The sequence below is a fragment of the Roseibium sp. RKSG952 genome, assembly GCF_009711355.1.
This window is the reverse complement of the sequence record NZ_SMMF01000962.1, coordinates 90234-113693: the sequence shown is the minus strand read 5'-3', so window position 1 is coordinate 113693 and position 23460 is coordinate 90234. Positions and strand designations below refer to the sequence as shown.

The following is a 23460-nucleotide window of genomic DNA, read 5'->3' as shown; positions in this document are numbered from 1 at the left end:
ACAGCGCGTGCACGCAGAAGCTTTAGCATCCGACTGTAGAGAAGAACCAGCGCTGCAAACCCACCAAGGATGAGCCACATGGCAGCCGATCCTCCGGTGGCTTCTCGCAGCGGATGGCCATCCGGCAAAATCAGCTGAGCAGTAACCACCCCCAACAGCAACACCGCGACTGACGCCGAGCGGGCTGTTCTGGAAACACCTGCCATCCAGCCGATACCCCAAAGGGCCGCGGCCAGGAAGAACACCAACAGCATCAACTGCTACCGGTGGAGCCGAAACCGCCAGCGCCGCGTTCAGTGACGTTCAGTTCCTCGACAGCTTCAAAACTTGCCTGAACCACTGGAGCCACAACGAGTTGAGCAATCCGTTCGCCGTGGCTGATTTCGAACCGCTCCTGCCCGGCATTCAGCAAGATCACTCCCAAAGGACCGCGATAGTCGCTGTCGATAGTCCCCGGCGTATTGGGCAGTGTGATGCCATGTTTCAGGGCCAGACCCGAGCGCGGACGAACCTGAACCTCGTACCCATTGGGAATTTCGATCCTCAGGCCGGTTGGCACGAGGGTGCGTTCTCCGGGTTCGAGAATGATCGCCTTGCCATCGGGCAAGTTTGCGCGCACATCCGCGCCCGCTGCTCCTGTGGTTTCGTACGAAGGCAGCGCCACCGCCGGATCAGCGCCGTCCTCGCGGATCACACGAATTGCAACCATGTTGGCACCCTTTTTCTGTTTCTGCGCTGATCACGCGTTGAGAACTTGTGCAATCTTCTCTGCCAGACGTTTGGCGACGGCATCCTTGCCCATACGGGGCCATTCGTCAGCGCCATCATCCGAAATCAATATGACCGCGTTCTCGGACCCGCCCATTATCCCGGTCGCCGGGCTCACGTCATTTGCGACGATCCAATCGCATCCTTTGCGCTTACGTTTGGCCGTTGCGTGTTCGATCACGTTATCGGTTTCGGCGGCAAAGCCAACTACCAGCCCCGGGCGATCAGATTCCATGTTCGCCACACGTTTCAAAATGTCCGGGTTTTCGGCAAACTCCAGAGCCGGAACACCGTCACGGCTTTTCTTCAGCTTGCGGTCCGAAGCCCCGGCAATACGCCAATCTGCAACCGCCGCCGCGAACACGCCCGCATCGACGGGCAAGGCCTCATCCACCGCATCCGACATTTGCTGTGCTGTCTCAACCCGCACAACCTGCACGCCCTCAGGTGGGGGCAAATCTGCAGGGCCGGTCACAAAAACAACTTCGGCACCCATTGCGGCAAGAGCCCGGGCAACCGCTGTTCCCTGTGCCCCCGATGATCGGTTTGCAATATAGCGAACCGGATCAATGGGTTCATGCGTAGGACCAGATGTCACCAGAATGCGCTTGCCAGCCAAGGGGCCCGCTTCAAACGCATTTTCGATTGCAGCCACGATCTCCAGCGGTTCAGACATGCGGCCCGGTCCGTATTCTCCGCACGCCATATCGCCCTCGTTAGGGCCAACGAAGCTGACGCCGTCAGCCAATAGCTGTTCATGATTGCGCCGCGTCGCCGGATGATCCCACATGCGTACGTTCATTGCAGGGGCACACAGGACAGGAGTGTCTGTCGCCATCAGCAAAGTAGATGCGAGATCATTTGCCAGACCACCTGCCATCTTGCCCATAAGGTCGGCCGTGGCCGGAGCAACAACAATCAAATCGGCAGAGCGTGAGAGCTGGATATGCCCCATCTCGGCCTCATCCGTCAGATCGAAAAGGTCGCGATACACCTTTTCCCCGGCAAGTGCAGACACCGAAAGCGGCGTAACAAATTCTTCGGCAGCGCGGGTCAGAACAGGCGTTACCGCCGCGCCGCGTTCTTTCAGTCTCCGGATCAGATCCAATGACTTGTAAGCCGCAATTCCCCCGCCGATGATCAGAAGAATACGTTTGGATGCCAGCATGTTCAGCCCTTCCACGTCCCGGTCGGCGCTGACATTAGGCAACGCCACCGATGAGTTCCAGCGGATATTGTTGCAGCTCAGTCCTGATTTTCAAAGGCTTTGCACGGATCTTCGCGTTCGACCGCAGGGCTGTCGATAACCACATCAAACTCGCCTTCGATGACGCCATCTTCGGATTGTCCCAGCACAAAAACCTTCAGACCCGGGCGCATACGAGACAGAAAGGTGGGAATCCCGCGATCTTTGCGTGCATGCCCATTGCCGGTGATCACGGCAACCGGCCCTTCGGTGTCGTCAATCGCAGTCAGGATAGCGCGTGTCAGGACCGCATCCCGCAGCCGCTGAATCGCAACCATCTGAGGCAGCGCCTCTTCGGGGATCGCATTGCAATGAGCCGCCAGTTGATCCGCTTCGCGCGCGGCCTGATCTTCGGCAGCCAGTGGCACCGTCAATCCGTAGCGCGCAGCATCCGCCCCCAGAGCAGTGGCTGCACCACGTTCCATCGCCGCCCGTGCAGCCTTGCGCGGAACCATTGCGCCATACACTGGTGCTTCGCTTGCCTGAAACACCGGGTAATACATGCTGAGCGGTGGCCAGCCGGATTCAACCCAACGCAGGATTCGCGAAAGCTCTTCGGGATCGGAAACCGCTTTTTGAGCAAGGCGCTGCGCACCTTCCTCTGTCACCATTTCCCAGACCACAGCCGAAGGATCAATCACTTCGATCGCTTCGGCCTGGATATAATGGTGCTGTGGATTGTCGTGAATTTCACCCAGAATAATAACATCTGCTGACTGCATCCGCTCGCGCACGTTGTCGGGCAGGTATTCGTCAGCAAGCCCCTGAGGAGCAAAGTTAAAATTCAGAATTGCGGCGGTGGCAAGAATCGCAAGATGTCTCATGCGAAGAAGTGTTGCACCTCACGGGATTGCGCTTCAAGGTTCTTGCGCATTTTGATGAAGGCTGCCGCCTCAAGCTGTCGTACGCGCTCTTTGGACAGACCAAGTTCCTGCCCCAAACTCTCCAGCGTGCGCGCCGGTTCACGTAGTTTGCGTTCACGAACGATGAACCGCTCGCGATCGTTCAGAGCCTGCATCGCTGTCACCAGCCATTCACGCAACTGTTGGGTATCATGGCTGTGTTCAACAGCTTCGGCTGCCTGCTCCCGATCATCTTCAAGCGCATCAATCCATTCGCGCCCGTCCTCATCGGTCGATTGCACCGCGTTGAGGGAGAAATCAGAGCCAGAAAGGCGCCCTTCCATCATCTCGACATCCCGCAGTGGGACCCCAATCTCAGCCGCGATCATCTGGTGCAACTGGTGGCGATCCAACTCAAGCCCATCTGTTGCGGCTTCGCGCTCCAGTCGCGCCTGGACGCGCCGCATATTGAAAAACAGGGATTTCTGGGAAGAGGTCGAACCGGTCCGCACCATCGACCAGTTCCGCATGACATAGTCCTGAATGCTCGCCTTGATCCACCATACGGCATAGGTTGAAAACCGAACCCCACGATCCGGGTCGAACTTATCGGCGGCCTTCATCAATCCCAAACCAGCTTCCTGAATGAGATCATTCATCGGCGCACCGTAACGTTTGAACTTTGCCGCCATCGAGATCGCCAGTCGCATATAAGCGGTGATCAAACGATGAAGCGCCTGTTCGTCGCGATCGTCTCTCCACGCGTAGGCGAGTCGCAATTCTGTTTCTGCGTCCAGCAATTCGGCCTTCATGGCCCTACGGGACATCGAAAAGTCACTTGGGTTATCCAGTGCCATGCATCTCTCCCTTGTTTGCTGGCGCGGGCCGGTCTTGCTTTGACGTTTTGGTGTCGATACGCAGGGCAAAACCGGGTGGATCACCAGAAAGGTAATAAAAGTGCATCCCAATTTAACCTTTGTTCTGGGCGGCGCAGCATCGGGAAAATCCGCTTTTGCCGAACAACTGGTTGTTTCAACGGAAAAAAACCGGGTTTACGTCGCGACATCACAAGTGTTTGATGATGAGATGCGCCAAAAAATTAGGCAGCATATTGCACAACGCGGCGCGGGGTGGACGACAATCGAGGCCCCGTTTGACCTGAAGCCTGCACTTACGGGCCTGAGTCGGGATCAGATTTGCCTGATTGATTGTGCCACCATGTGGCTGAGCAATCACTTGCTCGCTGAGAATGACATCGCTCAGGCCCAGGCTGAATTTCTTGATGATCTGCGCACCTGCCCGGCGCAAATCGTCATCGTTTCGAATGAGGTAGGTCACGGGGTCGTCCCGGATAATGCACTGACCCGCAGGTTTCGCGAGGCGCAGGGGCGTTTGAATATCGCACTGGCTGCGCAGGCAGATCTGGTTGTACAGGTCACTGCCGGGTTGCCACTGGTTTTGAAAGGTCAGCTTCCGTGACACGTCTGCACCTCGTCCGACACGGCCCGACGCATGCCAAAACAATGGTAGGCTGGTCGGATATTCCTGCCGATCTGAGCGATCATGCCGCGATTGCAAGGCTTCAGACCCATCTGCCATCCGGAGGCATTGTTGTGTCCTCAGATCTTTCCCGCGCCGCTGACACCGCCAGCGCAATAGAAGGGACGCGCCGCCGGTTGCCGCATCATCCGGACCTGAGAGAGATCAACTTTGGAACCTGGGAACTGCGGCCTTTTGCGGATATCGAGGCCGAGGATCCTGAACTGGCTTTTGCCTACTGGGATAATCCGGGCGAGGTGCGCCCACCCGAAGGTGAAAGCTGGAATCAGGTCCGTGCAAGGGTTGATGCGGTGATCGACGGGTTGATTGCCGAACATACCGGATCTGACCTGATCGTTGTTGCACATTTCGGCGTCATACTCACGCAGGTACAGCGTGCGTTGGCAGTTGATGCCCAACAGGCGTTCTCGCATCGTATCGACAATTTGTCTGTCACCGAAATCACGGATCATGGCGACAGGTGGTCTGTGGAACGGATCAATCACATTCCGTGATAAAACTCCGCACAAATAACCGATTTACGAATGATATATGATCCGACATCGTCGGGGCATGACTTATGATCTGTTTATCGGGGACAGGCTGTTTTCCAGCTGGTCCATGCGCGGATGGCTGATGCTGGAGAAGTTTGGCCTTCCCTATAAAACCCATATGATTGGCCTCTATTCCGGGACTATGGCCGAGGATATGGAACCCCTCGCCCCAGCTCGTCTGGTACCGGCATTGCGCTTGCCAGACGGAACAGTTGTTGGCGAAAGCCTGGCCATGGCCGAAACTTTGGCTGAACGTCATCCAGATGCAGGGCTTTGGCCCAAGTATGCCGCCGCTCGCGCAACTGCAAGATGGTTATGTTCCGAAATGGTTTCCGGCTTCACTTCCCTGCGAAGCGAATGCCCGATGCAACTTTTGCATTGCTGGGAAGACTTTGTGCCATCAGCGGGCACATTGGCAGATCTCGAAAGAATCGAAACGCTATGGGATCACGCTCGCAAGGTTTCCGACGCATCATCCGGGCCGCTGTTTGGCGAATATTCTCTGGCCGATGTGTTTTATACACCCGTTGCAGCACGGATCATTGGATACGGGCTACCGGTATCTGACAAGAACCGCGAATATTGTCTGGGGCTGCTTTCGGATACACCGGTCAGGCAGTGGAGAGCGATGGGTTTGACCGTGCAGTATGATCCATTTCCCTACGCTCAGGAGCTGCGCTCCAAGCCATGGCCGGTTGGCGGTGCCTCCAAGGCAAAACCTCTGGACGCTGGCCCCTCGATCAATGCGAATTGTCCGTATTCGGGCAAACCAGTATCCGACTACCTGGAACTCGATGGAAATCGTTGGGGGTTTTGTAATCCGTTCTGCAGGGACAAAACAGTGGCCGACCCGGAAGCCTGGCCAAAATTCATGGCACTGATCAATTAATCCGCGTCGTTAACACTTCCTAAACCGCGGCCATGGCAGCAACGACCTGTTAACCAAGAACAGGACAGCCATGGTCGCCCGAGCTCATACTGTTGCCTTTCAGGGTGTAGATGCCCGACCGGTCGAGGTCCAATGCGCCGTTTCGCCCGGTCTTCCTGCGTTTTCAATTGTCGGCCTGCCGGACAAAGCGGTGTCCGAGGCCCGTGACCGAGTGCGCAGTGCGCTCAGTTCGATGGCGATCGCACTCCCTTCAAAACGGATAACGATCAACCTGTCCCCTGCCGATCTGCCAAAAGAGGGCAGCCATTTCGACCTTCCGATAGCCGTCGCCTTGCTGTCGGCTCTGGAAATCATTCCAGCCGATGCTGCCGAAGGTGCCGTAGCGCTGGGAGAGCTTTCGCTGGATGGTTCTTTGGTTCCCGTGGTTGGCGCCTTGCCGGCAGCCATGACCGCCGCTGCTGAAGATCGAACGCTTCTATGTCCCCGCGCCTCAAGCGCCGAGGCGGCGTGGGTTGATGCGACGCAGGTAATTGGAGCCGGTTCCCTTGGGGATGTGGTCCGGCATTTCTCTGGCCAGTCACCTTTACCTATCGCCCAGCCCGGCGAGGTAAACCTGACGCCCAGCGCCCGCGATCTGCGCGACGTCAAGGGTCAAGAGCGTGCCAAACGAGCAATGGAGATTGCCGCGGCCGGACGCCATCACCTCATCATGATCGGCACGCCCGGATCGGGCAAGTCCATGCTGGCAGCCCGATTGCCGGGAATACTGCCTCCGCTTACGCCTGTTGAAGCGCTTGAAACCTCGATGATTCAGTCCCTGTGCGGATTACTGGATGAAGGCGGTATCAGCCGAACACGTCCATTTCGAGAGCCGCACCATACAGCTTCGATGGCAGCAATTGTGGGCGGTGGGAAGGGTGCGAAACCCGGCGAGATTTCCCTTGCCCACAATGGCGTACTGTTCATGGATGAATTTCCGGAATTCCCGCGAACCGTTTTGGAAACTCTGCGCCAGCCCATCGAGACCGGTGAGGTCATGGTGGCGCGCGCCAATGCTCATGTAAAATATCCCTGCCGGTTTATGCTGGTTGCGGCCGCAAACCCGTGCAAATGCGGATATCTGACCGATCCATCTCGCGCCTGCTCGCGCGCACCCGGCTGCGGGGAAGATTATCTTGGACGCATCTCGGGGCCGCTCATGGATCGCTTTGACCTGCGGCTCGAGGTGCCACCTGTCGGATTCACCGACCTTGACCTGCCCCCATCCGGTGACAGCTCCGAAATCGTTGCCGCCCGGGTTGAAAAAGCCCGGTTGGTACAAGCTGATCGCTATCAGGGAACTGCCACGCGTCAGAATGCAGATGTTGAAGGAAATCTTTTGGAAGAGATCGCCGCGCCGGATGCAGAAGGTAAAGATCTGCTGCTGAAAGCGGCCGAGCGGTTCGGTCTTTCAGCCCGCGCCTTTCACCGCATTCTTCGGGTCGCCCGGACAATTGCTGATCTCGAAGGCGCGCCAGATGTCAGACGCCCGCATGTGGCCGAGGCGCTGAGCTTTCGCATCAGCGCCAAGGTCGCTGCTTAAATCTTAGCCTCAATCGCTTCCCAGATTTTCTGAGCAACGTTGACGCCGTTAAAGCGTTCAAGCTCCTGAATACCAGTTGGGGAGGTCACGTTGATTTCAGTCAGATAGTCACCAATCACATCGATCCCAACAAACACCTGCCCCTTTTCTTTCAGCAACGGACCGATGGCCGCGCAGATCTCCATATCACGCTCTGTCAGGCCAATTTTCTCAGGTCGACCGCCGACATGCATATTCGAACGTGTCTCCCCCTCGGCCGGGACGCGGTTGATGGCACCGACCGGCTCGCCATCCACCAAAATCACGCGCTTGTCGCCGTTGCTGACGTCCGGCAGGAACTTCTGGACGATCAGAGGCTCTCGCGAAAACCCGGTGAACAATTCATGCAGCGAGGTCAGGTTGCGATCATTTGCATCCAGCCGGAACACACCCGCACCACCATTGCCATAAAGCGGCTTCAGGATGACATCGCCATGCTTTTCTTTGAAAGCTTTGATGGTCTGAAGATCTCGCGCGATGGTCGTCGGCGGCGTCAATTCCGGAAAATCCAGCACCAGCAGTTTTTCGGGGTAGTTACGCACCCAGAACGGATCATTCACCACCAACGCCTGCCCTTTCAGTCGATCCAGCAAGTGGGTCGATGTGATGTAGTGCATATCGAACGGCGGATCCTGCCGCAGCCAAACCACATCGAAGTCCGCAAGATCAACCTCGCGTTCCGAACCCAACACAGCCGGATCACCAGCGACACGCTGCACTGTCATGTCCTGACCACGTGCGGTAATGCGCCCTTCCTGATAAGCCAGTTGATCCGGGCTGTAAAAGAACAGCTCATGCCCGCGTGCCTGTGCCTCTTCGGCCAGACGGAACGAACTGTCGGCGTTGATATCCACGGCCCCGATCGGGTCCATCTGAAAGGCGATCTTCATGGCTTATCCCTCAATTCCACGCTCGATACATGGCGCAGAGGAACGAAGGGTTCAATGGTGATCAGGCCTGACCAAACGCGTTTTCGATAATTTGAAGCTCACCAAAGGCATTCACTAACGCCGCATCAAAACGTGCATTGGCCAAATGTCCCCGAGGCTGCTGATCAAGATATTGCGCGGCCGAGGCGCAAATGCGGTCCATCTGACGACGGCTGATCCGGGCAGCGGCTGCATCAAAACTTGAGCTTTTCTTTACTTCGACAAAAACAAACCCATCCGCATTTCGTACGATCAGATCAATCTCGCCACCGGCGCCACGCCAGCGGCGCTCTGCAATGTGATAACCACGACGCTCATAGTCTGATGCAACGAAATATTCGGCTGATTGCCCTGCGTGATATGAAACAGAGCTACGAACCGATCGTTGCATGAACTCATCCTTTGCCCAGCTTCAGCGCCTTTTGATAGATCGGTCTGCGCGGGAGGTTGTACATCTCTGAAATAAGATCGGCAGCATCCCGAACCGAATGCGTCTCCAAGGCTTTGATCAAAGCCTCTTCTACGTCGGATTCCTTAACAGATTGCGAATGAGAGCGATCAACAAGCAGGACTATTTCACCTTTGACGGTTTTGGACTGATACTCCTCAGCCAATTCGCCAAGTGTCCCACGGCGCACTTCCTCGAATTTCTTGGTCAACTCGCGGCACAAAGCGGCCTGACGATCTGATCCCAACACGTCGGCAAGATCCGCCAGGCTGCTGGAGATGCGTTTGGGAGATTCGTAGAACACCAGCGTTCCCGGAATGTCGCGTAGCGTTTCGATTCTCGTCCGCCGCGCACCTGAGGCATTAGGCAGGAACCCAGCAAAAAAGAACGCGTCTGTCGGCAACCCTGCCAGTGTCAGCGCAGCCAGAGCGGCAGAGGGCCCGGGCGCACATGTCACCATATGACCCGCTTCGGCGGCCTGGCGGCCCAGATCATAGCCTGGATCGGCAATAAGTGGCATGCCTGCTTCGGAGGCGTAGGCAACCGATTTTCCCTGCTCAAGCGCTTCAAGGATTTTGCCACGCGCACCCGCTCCGCTGTGATCGTGATAGGCAAGAATACGACGCCCATCTAGCGGAACACCGTGTATTTCCATCAACCTGCGCAGGCTGCGTGTGTCCTCGGCCGCAATGACATCAGCCGACGCCAGTACATCCAATGCCCTGAGCGTGATGTCACGCGCCGTTCCGATCGGAGTGGCAACAAAGTACAGGCCAGCAGCCAATCTGATCTTTTGGAAATTCAAAGCTGGACCCTCGCAGCATGACGTTTATTATCGCGGCTCAACAGAATAGCAGCATTCTAAGCCGCTGGATCAGGGAGTTTTCATTTAGATGTTTACCGTTTGCAAGCCCGTACGCAAGCTGGCGAAATCCGCCGCTGTATTAGCTACCGCGGCGTTTCTGGCCGCATGTGAGCCGGGGGCAATCGGCGGCGGCCCGTCGATCAATACCTCCAAACCTGTTCCGGTCGCATTGCTGGTTCCGAAAGGGTCGGCGCAGTCGGGTGATGCAGCGCTGGCACAAAGCCTTGAAAACGCAGCCCGGCTAGCGATGGCGGATCTGAAGAACGTACAGATCGACCTGCGGGTCTATGACACTGCTGGCAATGCGAGTACCGCATCGGCAGTTGCACAGCAGGCGGTATCCGACGGGGCCAAGATCATCATCGGGCCGGTATATGCACAGGCTGCAAACGCCGCCGGACTTGCCGTTCTGAACAACAAAGTCAACGTTCTGTCCTTTTCGAACAATACCAGCATTGCAGGCGGCAATGTCTTTGTCCTTGGGCCCACATTCGATAACACCGCCAGCCGTCTGGTGAACTTTGCCGGCAGCCGCGGCAAAACCGGAATGGTCATCGTCCACAGCAATGATGCTGCCGGTCAGTTGGGACAGTCGGCCATTTCAACTGCATTGAGCAGCAGCCGCGTCAACAATGCGGGTACGGTCGGATATGATCGTTCACAGCAAGGTGTCATCAACTCGGTACCCACCATCAAGGCAACCGTTGATTCTTCGGGCGCGGATTCGATTTTCCTGACGGCGACGACTGCTGGTGCTCTGCCCCTGTTTACCCAATTGCTGCCCGAATCCGGTGTGTCGCCCGCGACAACACAATTTATCGGGCTGACCCGCTGGGATATCCCGCCCCAAACGCTGGAACTGCCCGGAGTTCAGGGTGGCTGGTTTGCCCTGCCCGACCCGGCAAAGGCACAAGCTTACAGACAGCGCTATAACGCCACTTACGGCACTGCACCGCATCCAATCAGCGGCCTCGCTTATGACGGAATTGCTGCAATCGGCGCATTGGTCAGCCAGGGCAAATCCGACGCTTTGACAGCCTCGGCCCTGACACAGAATGCTGGTTTCCAGGGCGTCGGCGGCATCTTCCGCCTGCGTCCGAACGGTACGAATGAACGCGGTCTGGCAGTGGCCACGATCCAGAACAAACAGGTGGTTGTGATTGACCCTGCCCCACAAAGCTTCACTGGCGCCGGCTTCTGATCGACCGGCACAGGTACGATTGCCAACCGGCGAACTTATCTGCCCGGCGAACGATATATTCGACAGTGACGGGGTAAGCGCCCTGTTGTCGGAAGCGTTCGAGAAAGACCTCGACACTGCATCGATGCGCAATGAAACAGTGCGCATCCTGCGTGACGTGCAAAAGACCGGGCGCAAGGCGATTGCCGAGGCATTTGGCAAGCGTCCGTTTGAGGCGCGCGCGCTTACTCGCTCGTATACCTATCTGACAGACGGGCTGGTCTGTACGGCAATGAAAATTGCCAGCGAGTATCTGCATCCTCTGGCGACTCCGACACGTGGCGAAAAGATCGCCGTGCTGGCGGTTGGAGGGTACGGGCGCGGAGAGATGGCGCCATCCTCGGATGTCGATCTGTTGTTCCTGACCCCGTACAAAATCACGGCCTGGGCCGAGAGCGTGATTGAGTCCATGCTCTACATGCTCTGGGATTTGCGACTTAAGGTCGGCCATTCATCGCGCACGATCAAAGACTGCCTTCGGTTGGGAACGGATGACTTCACCATCCGGACAGCGATGCTGGAACAGCGTTATCTGGCCGGAGATGAGGATCTGGCAAAGGAGCTTGATCGTCAGCTCAAAGCCGATCTTTTCAAGGGTTCCGAGCAGGAGTTCATCGAAGCAAAACTGCAGGAACGAGATGAGCGTCACCTCAAACAGGGTGAACGTTATATGGTCGAGCCCAATGTGAAAGAGGGCAAAGGCGGCCTGCGCGACCTCCAGTCGCTCTATTGGATCGCCAAATATATCTATGGCGTTCAGGATGTCGCGGAATTGGTGCCGCTAGGTCTGTTTACACCGGAAGAGTTCAATACCTTTGTTCAGGCAGAAGAGTTTCTGTGGGCCGTACGCTCGCACCTGCATCTGGTTACAGGACGTGCCACAGAACAGCTGACATTCGATCTGCAGGTCGAGGTCGCAGACCGCATGGGTTACGAAGACCGCGCCGGTCGCCGGGCTGTCGAAGTTTTCATGCAGCGCTATTTCCGCGAAGCGACCCGCGTGGGTGAACTGACCCGGATCTTTCTGACAAAGCTGGAAGCTTCACATATGAAAAGCCCGGCACTGTTGGAGCGTATCTTTCGCAGACGCCCACGGGTTAAGCCCGGTTACAGGATCGTGCACGGTCGGTTGGATGTCGCTGATCCGGACAAATTTCTATCCGACAAGATGAACCTTCTGCGCTTGTTCGAAGAAGGTTTGCGAACCGGGATGCTGATCCATCCGGATGCAATGCGGCTGGTCACGGCCAATCTGAATCTGATCGATGACGAAATGCGCAATGACAAAGAGGCTCAGCGCATCTTCCTCGATCTGATGTTGAAGCACGGTAACCCGGAACGTGCCTTGCGGCGAATGAATGAACTGGGCGTGCTGTCAGCGTTTCTCCCGGAATTCGAACACATTGTCGCGATGATGCAGTTCAACATGTATCACAGCTACACCGTCGACGAGCATACGATCCAATGCATCATCAACCTGGCACAAATCGAACGCGGCGAACTGATAGAGGAACTTCCGCTCGCGTCATCAATCCTTGAAGGTGACGTCAGCCGGCGCGTTCTGTATGTGGCCTTGCTTTTGCATGACATCGCCAAAGGACGGCCAGAGGACCATTCAATCCTCGGAGCCAAAATCGCCCGCAAGGTTGCGCCGCGACTAGGTCTGAACAAATCCGAGGCCGAGACCGTCGAGTGGCTGGTACGCTACCATCTGCTGATGTCAGATATGGCGCAGAAACGGGATATCTCGGATCCAAGAACAGTGCGCGATTTTGCCAAGGCCGTGAAAACGGTCAAACGGCTGGATTTGCTGACCGTGCTGACTGTCTGCGACATCCGGGGTGTGGGACCGAATACTTGGAACAACTGGAAGGCCACACTGCTGCGGGCACTCCATGCCGAAACCAAGCGTGCGCTGGAAACGGGAATGGAAGACCTCAACCGGGCCAATCGCGGTGCAGAAGCCAAGAAAGCGCTGCGCGCCGAGCTTGAGGACTGGTCCAAAACTGATCTCAAGGCTGAAACCTCGCGTCACTATGACCCCTACTGGCAGGGCCTGAACCTAGCGACACATGTCGAGTTCGCCGAGATGTTGCGCGTTCTGGAACATAGCGGTGACCCGGGTTCGATGGAAATCCGCCTGCATCCCGATGAGGATCGCGACGCCACCCGTGCCTGTTTCGCAATGGGTGATCACCCCGGTATCTTTGCACGGATTTCCGGTGCGCTGGCATTGGTGGGGGCAAATGTCGTTGATGCGCGCAGCTACACAACCAAAGACGGATATGTGACCGACGCGTTCTGGATTCAGGATGCAGAAGGTCATCCGTTCGAGGCGGATCGCCTGCCACGCCTGACCCAGATGATCCACAAAACCCTCAAGGGTGAGGTCGTGGCTCGCGACGCCCTGAAATCCCGCGACAAGATCAAGAAGCGTGAAAAGGCATTCAACGTGCCGACCCATATCACGTTTGATAACGACGGCTCTGAAATCTACACGATCATCGAAGTTGATACCCGTGACAGGCCCGGTCTGCTGTATGATCTGACGCGGACACTCGCGGCTGCGAATGTCTATATCGCCAATGCCGTGATCGCCACCTATGGCGAGCAGGTTGTCGACACTTTCTACGTCAAGGATATGTTCGGTCTGAAATACCATTCCGAAAGCAAACAGCGCGGTCTTGAGGCCAAGCTGCGCAAGGCGATCACCGAAGGTGCGGAGCGCGCTGCCTCATGAAGCAGATCCGGTTGTTTTCGGGCCTCTTCACGGTCGGCTTCTGGACCCTGACCAGCCGTATTCTGGGCTTTCTCAGGGAAATCCTGCTGAATGCCTATATCGGACCGGGACCGGTGATGGATGCTTTTGTCGCCGCGTTTCGTCTACCAAACATGTTCCGCCGCTTCTTTGCTGAAGGTGCATTTAACGCAGCTTTCGTACCCATGTTTTCGAAACGTTTGGAGGGAGGGGCAGATGCGCAGGGCTTTGCGCAAGACGCCTTTAACCTTCTGTCAGCCGCCGTTCTGGCTCTGGTCGGGTTGGCAATGGTCTTCATGCCCGGGTTAGTATGGCTTGTTGCTGACGGGTTTTCGGATGATGGGCGTTTCGATCTTGCGGTCGACTATGGGTACATTGTGTTTCCGTACATACTGTTTATGTCGCTGGCGGCTTTGTTTTCCGGTGTCCTCAATGCGACCGGCCGCTTTGCCGCAGCTGCCGCAGCGCCGGTTCTGCTCAACATATTTGCATGCGCTGCCATGATCACAGGTGCGGTTTTGGGAGGCGAGATCATTCGATGGCTGCTTGTCGTCATTCCAATCGCAGGCGTTGCACAACTAAGCTTGGTTTGGGTCGCAACTGAACGCGCTGGTTTTCGCATCCGCCCCGGCCTGCCCAAGTTGAGCCCCGATATGCGTCACATGGTACGCGTAGCGGTTCCGGCAGCTTTGGCCATGGGGGTGACGCAGGTCAATCTGGTGGTCGGGCAACGCGTCGCGTCGCAGACTGACAAAGCTATAAGCTGGTTGTTCAGTGCCGACCGGCTGTACCAGCTACCGCTTGGTGTGGTTGGTATTGCTGTCGGCATTGTTCTGCTGCCCGATTTATCGCGCCGGTTGCGTGCCGATGACAAAGAAGGGGCGCGAAACGCGTTTTCTCGGGCCGGTGAATTCACACTGTTGCTGACCATTCCATCAACGGTTGCGTTTGTGATCATTCCTAACCCGCTGGTTTCGGTCCTGTTTGAACGCGGTCAGTTCAGCGCGGAAGACACTGCTGCCACTGCGCTGGCCGTGGCTATCTATGGCATCGGCCTGCCCGCATTCATGCTACAAAAACTGTTGCAGCCTTTGTTCTTTGCGCGGGAGGATACGAAATCTCCGTTTCACTACGCCCTGGTTGCCATGGTCGTGAACGCAGCACTTGCCTTTGGTCTCTATCCGCTAATCGGCTGGATCGCTCCGGCCATCGCTGCGTCGGTCGCTGGGTGGGCCATGGTTGCCTTGTTGGCTATCGGCGCGAGAAAAATGGGGGAAGAAGCCCGTTTTGACGACCGGTTCAAACGACGGGCATGGCGGATCATAGCAGCCTCATTGGGGATGGGAGCGGTTCTTTATACAGCAATCCATTTCTTTGGTTGGACGCTGGAACTATCGGGCTGGCGCTACCTTGCACTGATCTTGCTGATCAAGATCGCGGCGGCCTCGTATTTCTTCCTTGGGCACCTGCTGGGCGCTTTCGAAATCTCTGAATTCAAGCGCGCCCTGCGCCGGTCATAAGCTATCAGTCCCGACGGATTCGGCTGACAATACGCGCCCAGCCCCCCGGGGCCAGAAAGAAAGACAGGCCAAAACCGGTGGCAAATCCACCTAGGTCGGCCACCCAATCCGATGTGCCGCCAAAGATCAGTCCAAACAGCAACTGAATGCCCATCAAAACTGCGATCAACTGGAAGGCACGCGACTGGTTTTCTCCGACCAGAGACAGTTTGCGCCACAAGAGCCAGGTAAATGCTCCGATCAGACCATAGACCGGTGGGAACCCACCGATCAGCGGGTGGCTTGGGTTAAGAAGCAGAGCATAAACCAGCGCGCCTCCGGCACCGGACAGAACAAAGATCAACAACATAGCAATGCTGCCAAACACCTCGGCCACCATCTTGCCCATCGCCAGAATAAAGACGCAGACAAAAATCGCCTGGGTAAAGGTTCCTGAAACAAAAGGGTACGTTACCAAACGCTTGAGGCTATCTATGCGCCAGTCGCCGGTTTCCAGCATTCGATCAAACTGACCTGCAAAGAACGAGTAACTGTCTATTGCGTGTAGCCGCCACCCGACAGCGTCTGGCCCACCAACCAACCCTCGGCTGCCCAGCGTGAACGCCAGTTCAATGCCCATGACAAACAGCACCAGTGCCATCACGACGGGGGGCAGAGGATTAACTGCAGGTGTATAATGCTCACTGCTCATTGGGCTTTACCTTTGCGGCTGTTGACGTCCCTTGGCCTCATGGGTAAGCGACGGGGACTGATTTTTCCAGACGGGAGTTCCCTTCGATGACCGAGACCCAATTCACGCCGCGCGTGTTTTCCGGCATCCAGCCTTCGGGAAACCTGCACCTTGGCAACTACCTTGGTGCGCTCAAGCGCTTTGTGGATATGCAGGGCGAGGATTACGAGACCATCTATTGCATGGTCGACCTGCACGCGATCACCGTCTGGCAAGACCCGGCCCGTCTGCGTGAGAAGACACGCGAGGTTTGCGCGGGTTTTATTGCCGCCGGTCTGGACCCGGAAAAATCCATCCTGTTCAACCAAAGCCAGGTGGCCGAGCACACTCAGTTGGCGTGGATTTTCAACTGTATCGCCCGCATGGGCTGGATGCAGCGGATGACACAGTTCAAGGACAAGGCAGGCAAGAATGCGCAAAACGCGTCGCTCGGTCTGTTTGCCTATCCGGCGCTGATGGCAGCGGATATCCTGACTTATCACGCCACGCATGTGCCGGTGGGTGAAGATCAGAAACAGCATCTAGAGCTGACTCGCGATATCGCAATCAAGTTCAACCATGACTATGGCGTGGATTTCTTTCCGGTGACCGAACCCGTCATCGGCGGCCCTGCACCGCGCGTGATGAACCTGCGTGATGGTTCGCGAAAAATGTCTTCGTCGGATCCGTCCGACATGACCCGGATCAATATGACGGATGATGCCGAAGCGATTGCGAAGAAGATCCGCAAAGCCAAAACCGACCCGGATGCTCTGCCCTCCGAGGTTGATGGCCTGTCCGAACGCCCCGAGGCTCGCAATCTGGTCAACATCTATGCCGCGCTCAGCGATCAATCGGTAGAGCAGGTTCTGGCTCAGGTTGGCGGCAAGCAGTTTGGAGAGTTCAAGCCAATGCTTGCTGATCTGGCAGTTGAAAAGCTGTCGCCGATCTCGACCGAGATGGCACGTCTGATGGGAGATCAGGCAGAGATCGACCGCATTCTGGCACGTGGCGCGGAACGCGCGCGCGAGATCGCAGCCCCGATCCTGCGTGACACCTACGAGATCATCGGAATGGTGGGCGCAGGTAAATCCTGAGATCGCGCAATAAAACAACATAGAACGCCGCCCCAAACCGGGCGGCGTTTCTCTTTGGAATCTTACGCTGCCTGAGGGCGCAGTACTTCCTGTACAATCGATTCCGCCACCTCATGCGGACTGACCGTTTCAGCCTGCGCACGGGTCAGAATCCGATCCATCGTAAGTTCCAGAGCCTGCAATCTGAGATCCACGAAGGCCTGACGTTCGGCAACCTGCAGGATCTCGGTCGCAACGTTTATGATGCCGCCACCGTTCGCAACAAAGTCCGGGGCATAGAGGATACCGCAGTCATGCAGTCGCTGCGCATCAGCATCCGTGGCCAATTGATTGTTCGCCCCGCCGGCAACGGCAGAAACCTTGAGCAACGGGATGCTGGTCTCGTTCAGAATGCCTCCAATCGCGCAGGGTGCAAATATGTCAGCCTCTGCTGAATAGATTGTATCGGTCTCGACCACCTTCGCCGAAAACTGATCTGCTGCCCGAGCACATTGCTGCCGGTCAATATCGGCTACAACCAACTCAGCACCGCCTTCGTGAAGCAGGTGGCACAAATGCCAGCCGACATTGCCCAAACCCTGAACCGAGACAGTTTTACCTTTCAGCCCAGCCGTTCCAAATCGATGGCGTGCAACAACGCGGATCGCATTGAAAATGCCCCTAGCGGTGATCGGAGACGGATCCCCGCTGGCAAAATCACCCTCTGCCAGACCGGCGACGTACCGGGTTTCAGACCCGATATGCGCCATGTCGGCAGGCGTCATGCCCATATCCTCGGCAGTCCAGTATTGACCATCCAGATGCTGAACGACGCGGCCAAAGGCTTTCATCAATTCAGGGGACTTTTCTGCCGCAGGATCACCTATGATAACTGCCTTACCACCCCCAAGCGGAAGGTCAGCGGCAGCGTTCTTGAATGTCATACCGCGTGAAAGTCTCAGCGCGTCATTCAATGCCTCAGTCGGATGCCCATAGGGTCGCATCCGTACGCCACCAGCGGCTGGCCCCAATTGCGTTGAGTGGATCGCAACATAGCCCAGCAATCCGTGTGCCGTATCTTTAAATTCAACCACGCGCTCGTGCCCTGGCGCGTCAATTGGGTGGATTTCCATTATCTACCTCCGGAATGACAAAGCGATTCTGGCACGTATTGCCTAGAGATTTTCGCCAATGGACACTGCTGGCTTGCGAGATTTTAGTGCTTTACTCTATAAGATAGCCATCAGATGGAGTATTTCACCATGGATCAGATAGATAGAAAGATCATTCGCGCTCTGCAAAAGGATGGGCGAATGACTGTCATCGATCTGGCCGAGCATGTCGGACTGTCTGCAACACCTTGTGCGCGGCGCCTCGAAAGGCTTCAGCGAGACGGCGCGATCACGGGATATGCTGCGCAGGTAAACGCAGAATTGCTTGGATTTGGCGTCACAATTTTTGTTTCGGTCGAACTGGAAAAGCAGGACCGGAACGCTATCGATGCATTCGAGAAAGCCATTCGCCGCTGTGATGAAGTCATGGAGTGCTATCTTATGACCGGATCCCGCGACATATTGCTGCGAGTTGTTGTTCAAGACCTGAATGCATTCGATGCATTCCTGGAAAACAGGCTGATGAAAATTCCGGGAATTCGAAATCTGCGGTCCAATTTCGCTCTGCGCACCATGGTCAAACGGGATGTGTTGCCCTTGTCGATTGGATAATCCTCTGGACCTCGGTGCTGTGCCCTCCTAGGTTTCGCCAGAATGAACGGAGGGGATCATGGCAGTCGGTACGAACATCCGAACCTATTTCGAAGGTCAGTGGCATGATGGGGACGCCCCGATCATGCGTGCAGCGGATCACGGTTCCTGGCTTGGATCGTCAGTGTTCGACGGCGCACGTTATTTTGAGGGGATGGCCCCTGACCTTGCAGCCCATTGCGAACGGGTCAATCGCTCGGCCGAGGCGCTGATGCTTACGCCGAATGTCGCCACCGAACAGATGGAGGAGATCGTAAAGGAAGGCCTGGGAAGCTACGCTCCGGATGCCGCCGTTTATATCCGCCCGATGTACTGGGGGATCGACGGGGATGCGACTGCGATTGTCCCTCAGGAGGACAGCACGGGTTTTGCGATCTGTCTCGAAGAAATTCCGATGGCAGCGGAAACTGCCTCAGCCACGCTGACTTCGACCCGATTTCGACGTCCGATTTTGGAATCCGCAGTCGTTAATGCCAAGGCCGGATGCCTTTATCCCAACAATGCGCGGATGCTGAAAGAAGCCCGGTCCAAAGGGTTTTCAAACGCACTGGTGACTGACGCAATGGGCCATGTCGCTGAAACCGCCACCGCGAATATCTTCATGGTACGTGATGGCGAGGTTTTCACGCCGACACCCAACGGCACTTTCCTCGCTGGAATCACACGTGCCCGCCACATCGACAACCTGCGCCAAGACGGCGTAACCGTGCACGAAACCATTCTGAGTTTCGAAGATTTTCATGACGCGGATGAGGTGTTCATGTCAGGTAATATGAACAAGGTTACACCTGTGACTGCACTGGACGATACGCAGTACCAGATTGGCCCTATCGCCCGCCGCGCGCGTGCGCTTTATTGGGACTGGGCCGCAAGCAACCGCTAGCGCGTTGCCTCTGTTTGTTCGAGTTGCCAGCAGGCAAATGCTCGGGCATGATCGCTGAAAACAAAGAGGATATTCATGCGCAAGTTCCTGGTCGTACTTGATGACAGTCGCGAGTGTCTGAACGCGATGCGTTTTGCCGCGATGCGTGCGGCGCATACTGGCGGTGGCGTTACTGTCCTGTCCGTTATTCCACCAGATGAGTTCAATCACTGGATCGGTGTCGCTGAAGTCATGCGTGAAGAAGCGCGCGAACGTATTCACGCACATTTCGAGGTATTCGCGAAATGGATGCGCGACAAACAGGGTGTAGAACCCGAACTCGCCATTCGCGAGGGCGAACCGGTGCCACAAATCATCGAACATGTTCGTGACGATCCGGAAATTGGTGTGCTTGTTCTGGGTGCTGGTACAGATAAAAAGGGCCCCGGCCCGCTTGTTACCCAGCTGTCACGCAACGCAGGCAGCCTGCCAATTCCGATCACCATCGTCCCCGGTGATCTGAGCAAAGAGAAACTGGAAGAGATTACTTGAGGCAGGCTGATGGGAAGGCAAATTCAGTTCTGGTTCGAATTTGCCTCGACCTATTCCTATCTCAGCGCAATGCGGATCGAGCGAGCCGCGGCCGCAAAGGGTGTGGTTGTCGAATGGCAACCATTTCTGCTGGGTCCGATCTTCGCAGAACAAGGCTGGGATAACTCTCCGTTCAACATCTATCCCGCCAAGGGCCGCTATATGTGGCGCGATATGGAACGGCTTTGTACTGAGCGCGGGCTACCCTTCGCGCGGCCTGCCAGATTCCCTCAGAATGGCCTGAAAGCTGCGCGTTTGGTACTGGCTATCGAAGCACCCGATCAAAAGGCCGCGTTTGTTCGCGCCATTTATTCTGCAGAGTTTGGTTCGGGGCGCGACATTTCGGATGAATCTGTGCTGGCAGAGTGCATGCAATCGGCGAATTTACCCATCGAAATGCTTGATAAGGCCAGCGACCCCAACATCAAGTCAGCCCTGATTGAACAGGTGGCAATGGCAAAGTCGCACGACATCTTCGGGGCACCCAGCTTTCTGGTCGGAGAAGAGTTGTTCTGGGGTGATGACAGATTGGATGCAGCTATTTCTTACGCCGCCCAAATTTAGAACGGTTCCAAATCTTGACTTCCCGGGCCCCTGCCCGCATATCTGGAGCAACTGAAACGGAGCTCCGCCATGTTCATCCAGACCGAATCCACACCGAACCCGGCAACATTGAAATTCCTGCCCGGCCAGGCTGTTCTGGACGCTGGAACAGCAGATTTTCCCAACGCCGAAGCTGCTGAAAAGTCACCACTGGCCAAACGCATCTTTGCCGTAAGCGGTGTAACCGGTGTGTTCTTTGGCAATGATTTCGTGACCGTGACCAAGTCGGATGACGTCCAGTGGGATCACATCAAACCGGCTGTTCTTGGCGCTGTTATGGAACACTATCAGTCTGGCCAGCCTGTCATGGGCGCCGAAGCCGTCACCGAATCCGGCCACGCTGAGCACTTTGGCGAAGATGCAGAAATCGTGAACCAGATCAAAGATCTGCTGGACAGCCGTGTGCGCCCGGCCGTTGCTCAGGACGGCGGAGACATCACGTTCCATGGGTTCGACCGGGGCGTTGTATATCTGCACATGCAAGGGGCCTGCGCAGGTTGCCCGTCATCGACTCTGACCCTAAAAATGGGCATCGAGAACCTGCTGCGCCACTACATCCCCGAAGTGACCGAGGTTCGCCCTGTTGCCGTCTGAACCAACAATACTGGCATTCGATACATCGGCCGCGCATTGCGCGGCCGCTTTGCTGCGCGGGGGTGAAATCGCGGTATCAAAGGCCGAATCCATGACCCGCGGACAAGCTGAGCGGCTGATGCCTCTGCTTGAAGAGGTTCTGGCAGAAGCGGATTGTAACTGGCAGGATCTGGATGCGATCGGGGTTGGCGTAGGCCCCGGCAATTTTACTGGCATACGAATTTCGGTGTCGGCGGCACGGGGTCTCGCACTAGGTCTTGCGGTACCTGCAGTTGGCGTTTCGGGGTTTGAAGCGTTGGCAGATCTTGCACCCGATGGTGAGATTCCCGTCATCGTTGCTCCGCGAGATCAGGTGTACGTGCAACTTCCAGGGTCTTCTCCGCAACTGAAGTCTCGGGATGAGGCAGAATCACTTGGGCCTCTTTTCAATTGTTCTGAGCCCGCATCTCAGGCATCGGCTATCGCCCGCATTGCCGCGCAACGTTGGGCAACAGTTCAAGAACCACCCGCACCGCTCTACATACGGCCGGCTGACGCCGCACCATCCAGAGATGTGCCACCCGTACTGTTAGACGGATGACACCTCAGGGCTTGGCATCGACTCACGCCGCGGCGTTCACCCAATCCCGCCCATGGACAGAGGATGAGTTTTCCGACCTTCTGACCAATCGCTTCACCCATGTTGTTGGGAACGAACAGTCTTTTGCTTTGTTTCAGGTCATCGCCGGAGAAGCTGAGTTGCTGACAATTGCGACTCACCCGGCGTATCAACGGCAAGGGCTGGGCCGGCGCTGCATGGAGAACTGGCACAACAAAGCCATCGAACTGGGTGCCACCCGCGCGTTTCTGGACGTAGCTGAAGACAATCATCCCGCCTTTAAGCTGTACCAAAGTTGCAATTATCGCCCCTGTGGACGGCGCAAAGGCTACTATTTGCGGAAAAACGATAAAAATGCGGACGCAATTGTAATGGAACGCAGCTTGCCCTAGCGGTAGATGCAATTTTTTCGACCATATGGTCAAAATTCAGTTGACCCCGCCTGTTGCAAACGGCCTTAATTCCCGCCATCACAACGGTTATGCTCGCTCTGAGTGGGTAAACGGGGCTATCTTGGCACCGAACCGACAAAAACCAACGGGAGTAACATATGACCCTGATGAAATCTTTGATGGGCGCAGCCGCTGCGGTTGCACTGACAGCTGGCGCAGCTCTGGCCGAGCCCGCGCTGATCTTTGACCTGGGCGGTAAATTTGACAAGTCGTTCAACGAAGCGGCACATAATGGCGCGCAGCGTTGGGCCGATGAAACCGGCGGCACCTACCGCGAGATCGAGCTTCAGTCAGAAGCTCAGCGCGAACAGGCTCTGCGCCGTTTTGCCGAAGCAGGCGCAAACCCGATCATAACCATGGGTTTCGCGATGGCAGATCCGCTGTCCGCAGTAGCCGGCGACTACCCCGATACCAAGTTCGTCGCGGTTGACGTAACCTGGCTGGACGCGCCGAACATCCGTCAGATCGGCTTTGCCGAGCATGAAGGCTCGTATCTGGTCGGCATGATGGCAGCGATGGCCTCCCAATCGGGCACCGTGGGTTTCATCGGCGGCATGGACATTCCGCTGATCCGTCACTTTGGTTGCGGTTATGCGCAGGGTGCCAAGGCTGTGAACCCTGATATCAACGTTGTCGCCAACATGACCGGCACAACTCCTGCGGCTTGGAACGATCCGGTTAAAGGCTCGGAACTGACCAAAGCCCAGATCAGCCAGGGTGCAGACGTGATCTATGCCGCTGCGGGTGGCACAGGCGTTGGTGTTCTGCAGACCGCAGCTGATGAAGGCATCCTGTCGATCGGCGTGGACAGCAACCAGAACCACCTGCACCCGGGCAAGGTTCTGACCTCGATGCTGAAACGCGTCGACGTTGCTGTTTATGATGCAATGAGCGGCGGCGAAGACCTTGAAACCGGCGTATTTGCCATGGGTCTGGCCGAAGAAGGTGTTGGTGTCGCAATGGACGACAACAACGCAGCACTGGTCAACGACG

General features: G+C 56.4%; 25 protein-coding genes. 16 read left to right on the top strand and 9 right to left on the bottom strand.

Features of this window, described 5'->3' with window-relative positions:
* Window positions 1-253: 253 nt before the first annotated feature.
* The 4 genes from dut to E1297_RS44575 all read right to left on the bottom strand — a co-directional run bounded on the left by dut (window position 254) and on the right by E1297_RS44575 (window position 3713).
* Window positions 254-709, bottom strand: a complete 456-nt coding sequence (dut, locus tag E1297_RS44590; RefSeq protein ID WP_155149936.1) for a dUTP diphosphatase — start codon at window positions 707-709, stop codon at window positions 254-256.
* A gap of 30 nt (window positions 710-739) precedes the next feature.
* Entirely contained in the window at window positions 740-1936 is a 1197-nt protein-coding gene (gene coaBC / locus E1297_RS44585; RefSeq protein WP_155150533.1) for a bifunctional phosphopantothenoylcysteine decarboxylase/phosphopantothenate--cysteine ligase CoaBC, read from the bottom strand.
* 77 nt (window positions 1937-2013) lie between these two features.
* On the bottom strand, window positions 2014-2838 hold the full coding sequence (locus E1297_RS44580) for a ChaN family lipoprotein (protein WP_155149934.1): 825 nt from the start codon (window positions 2836-2838) through the stop codon (window positions 2014-2016).
* Entirely contained in the window at window positions 2835-3713 is an 879-nt protein-coding gene (locus tag E1297_RS44575; protein ID WP_155149932.1) for an RNA polymerase factor sigma-32, read from the bottom strand. The genes E1297_RS44580 and E1297_RS44575 overlap by 4 nt, the downstream gene beginning before the upstream one ends.
* Before the next feature lie 100 nt (window positions 3714-3813).
* On the opposite strand from E1297_RS44575, the gene cobU reads away from it, so the two are divergent.
* The 4 genes from cobU (at window position 3814) to E1297_RS44555 (ending at window position 7420) form a co-directional block, all read left to right on the top strand.
* Complete coding sequence (gene cobU / locus E1297_RS44570; RefSeq protein WP_368669856.1) at window positions 3814-4335, top strand: bifunctional adenosylcobinamide kinase/adenosylcobinamide-phosphate guanylyltransferase; 522 nt, start codon at window positions 3814-3816, stop codon at window positions 4333-4335.
* Window positions 4332-4910, top strand: coding sequence for a histidine phosphatase family protein (locus tag E1297_RS44565; RefSeq protein ID WP_209016366.1), 579 nt, complete (start codon window positions 4332-4334; stop codon window positions 4908-4910). The genes cobU and E1297_RS44565 overlap by 4 nt, the downstream gene beginning before the upstream one ends.
* A gap of 37 nt (window positions 4911-4947) precedes the next feature.
* Window positions 4948-5838, top strand: a complete 891-nt coding sequence (locus E1297_RS44560; protein WP_209016365.1) for a glutathione S-transferase — start codon at window positions 4948-4950, stop codon at window positions 5836-5838.
* A 70-nt stretch (window positions 5839-5908) separates the two neighbouring features.
* Window positions 5909-7420 carry a YifB family Mg chelatase-like AAA ATPase gene (locus tag E1297_RS44555; protein ID WP_155149929.1) on the top strand — a complete coding sequence of 504 codons (1512 nt, stop codon included), beginning with the start codon at window positions 5909-5911 and terminating at the stop codon, window positions 7418-7420.
* On the opposite strand, the gene gshB is transcribed toward E1297_RS44555, so the two are convergent.
* From gshB to rsmI, 3 genes are all read right to left on the bottom strand, one after another.
* Window positions 7417-8349, bottom strand: coding sequence for a glutathione synthase (gshB, locus tag E1297_RS44550; RefSeq protein ID WP_155149927.1), 933 nt, complete (start codon window positions 8347-8349; stop codon window positions 7417-7419). The genes E1297_RS44555 and gshB overlap by 4 nt on opposite strands.
* A 61-nt stretch (window positions 8350-8410) precedes the next feature.
* On the bottom strand, window positions 8411-8779 hold the full coding sequence (locus E1297_RS44545) for a YraN family protein (RefSeq protein WP_155149925.1): 369 nt from the start codon (window positions 8777-8779) through the stop codon (window positions 8411-8413).
* A 4-nt stretch (window positions 8780-8783) separates the two neighbouring features.
* Window positions 8784-9620 carry a 16S rRNA (cytidine(1402)-2'-O)-methyltransferase gene (gene rsmI / locus E1297_RS44540; RefSeq protein ID WP_209016364.1) on the bottom strand — a complete coding sequence of 279 codons (837 nt, stop codon included), beginning with the start codon at window positions 9618-9620 and terminating at the stop codon, window positions 8784-8786.
* Between the two features lie 109 nt (window positions 9621-9729).
* Between rsmI and E1297_RS44535 the strand changes: the two genes are divergently transcribed.
* The 3 genes from E1297_RS44535 to murJ are packed head-to-tail and all read left to right on the top strand — an operon-like array spanning window position 9730 to window position 15219.
* Entirely contained in the window at window positions 9730-10902 is a 1173-nt protein-coding gene (locus tag E1297_RS44535; protein WP_155149921.1) for a penicillin-binding protein activator, read from the top strand.
* Complete coding sequence (locus E1297_RS44530) at window positions 10862-13681, top strand: [protein-PII] uridylyltransferase (RefSeq protein ID WP_155149919.1); 2820 nt, start codon at window positions 10862-10864, stop codon at window positions 13679-13681. The genes E1297_RS44535 and E1297_RS44530 overlap by 41 nt, the downstream gene beginning before the upstream one ends.
* Window positions 13678-15219, top strand: coding sequence for a murein biosynthesis integral membrane protein MurJ (murJ, locus tag E1297_RS44525; RefSeq protein ID WP_155149917.1), 1542 nt, complete (start codon window positions 13678-13680; stop codon window positions 15217-15219). The genes E1297_RS44530 and murJ overlap by 4 nt, the downstream gene beginning before the upstream one ends.
* A gap of 4 nt (window positions 15220-15223) precedes the next feature.
* Here the strand turns inward: murJ and E1297_RS44520 are convergent, their stop codons facing one another.
* The gene (locus E1297_RS44520) at window positions 15224-15910 is read right to left on the bottom strand and encodes a rhomboid family intramembrane serine protease (RefSeq protein WP_155149915.1); all 687 of its coding nucleotides are present in this window, start codon (window positions 15908-15910) and stop codon (window positions 15224-15226) included.
* A gap of 86 nt (window positions 15911-15996) precedes the next feature.
* On the opposite strand from E1297_RS44520, the gene trpS reads away from it, so the two are divergent.
* Window positions 15997-17025 (top strand): tryptophan--tRNA ligase, encoded by a 1029-nt coding sequence (trpS, locus tag E1297_RS44515; protein WP_155149913.1) that lies wholly within the window; start codon window positions 15997-15999, stop codon window positions 17023-17025.
* A 62-nt stretch (window positions 17026-17087) separates the two neighbouring features.
* Here the strand turns inward: trpS and E1297_RS44510 are convergent, their stop codons facing one another.
* On the bottom strand, window positions 17088-18137 hold the full coding sequence (locus E1297_RS44510; protein WP_155149911.1) for a Glu/Leu/Phe/Val dehydrogenase: 1050 nt from the start codon (window positions 18135-18137) through the stop codon (window positions 17088-17090).
* Between the two features lie 114 nt (window positions 18138-18251).
* Between E1297_RS44510 and E1297_RS44505 the strand changes: the two genes are divergently transcribed.
* From E1297_RS44505 to E1297_RS44470, 8 genes are all read left to right on the top strand, one after another.
* Window positions 18252-18728, top strand: a complete 477-nt coding sequence (locus E1297_RS44505) for an Lrp/AsnC family transcriptional regulator (protein ID WP_368669855.1) — start codon at window positions 18252-18254, stop codon at window positions 18726-18728.
* Between the two features lie 58 nt (window positions 18729-18786).
* On the top strand, window positions 18787-19650 hold the full coding sequence (locus E1297_RS44500; RefSeq protein WP_155149907.1) for a branched-chain amino acid aminotransferase: 864 nt from the start codon (window positions 18787-18789) through the stop codon (window positions 19648-19650).
* A 75-nt stretch (window positions 19651-19725) separates the two neighbouring features.
* The gene (locus E1297_RS44495; protein ID WP_155149905.1) at window positions 19726-20181 is read left to right on the top strand and encodes a universal stress protein; all 456 of its coding nucleotides are present in this window, start codon (window positions 19726-19728) and stop codon (window positions 20179-20181) included.
* Between the two features lie 9 nt (window positions 20182-20190).
* Window positions 20191-20784 carry a 2-hydroxychromene-2-carboxylate isomerase gene (locus E1297_RS44490; protein WP_155149903.1) on the top strand — a complete coding sequence of 198 codons (594 nt, stop codon included), beginning with the start codon at window positions 20191-20193 and terminating at the stop codon, window positions 20782-20784.
* A 69-nt stretch (window positions 20785-20853) separates the two neighbouring features.
* Complete coding sequence (locus E1297_RS44485; RefSeq protein ID WP_155149901.1) at window positions 20854-21417, top strand: NifU family protein; 564 nt, start codon at window positions 20854-20856, stop codon at window positions 21415-21417.
* The gene (gene tsaB, locus E1297_RS44480; protein ID WP_155149899.1) at window positions 21407-21997 is read left to right on the top strand and encodes a tRNA (adenosine(37)-N6)-threonylcarbamoyltransferase complex dimerization subunit type 1 TsaB; all 591 of its coding nucleotides are present in this window, start codon (window positions 21407-21409) and stop codon (window positions 21995-21997) included. Before E1297_RS44485 ends, tsaB begins: the two co-directional genes overlap by 11 nt.
* Before the next feature lie 11 nt (window positions 21998-22008).
* Window positions 22009-22407 (top strand): GNAT family N-acetyltransferase, encoded by a 399-nt coding sequence (locus E1297_RS44475; protein WP_209016363.1) that lies wholly within the window; start codon window positions 22009-22011, stop codon window positions 22405-22407.
* A 164-nt stretch (window positions 22408-22571) separates the two neighbouring features.
* On the top strand, window positions 22572-23460 hold an 889-nt coding region (locus tag E1297_RS44470; RefSeq protein ID WP_209016396.1), incomplete at its 3' end, for a BMP family ABC transporter substrate-binding protein.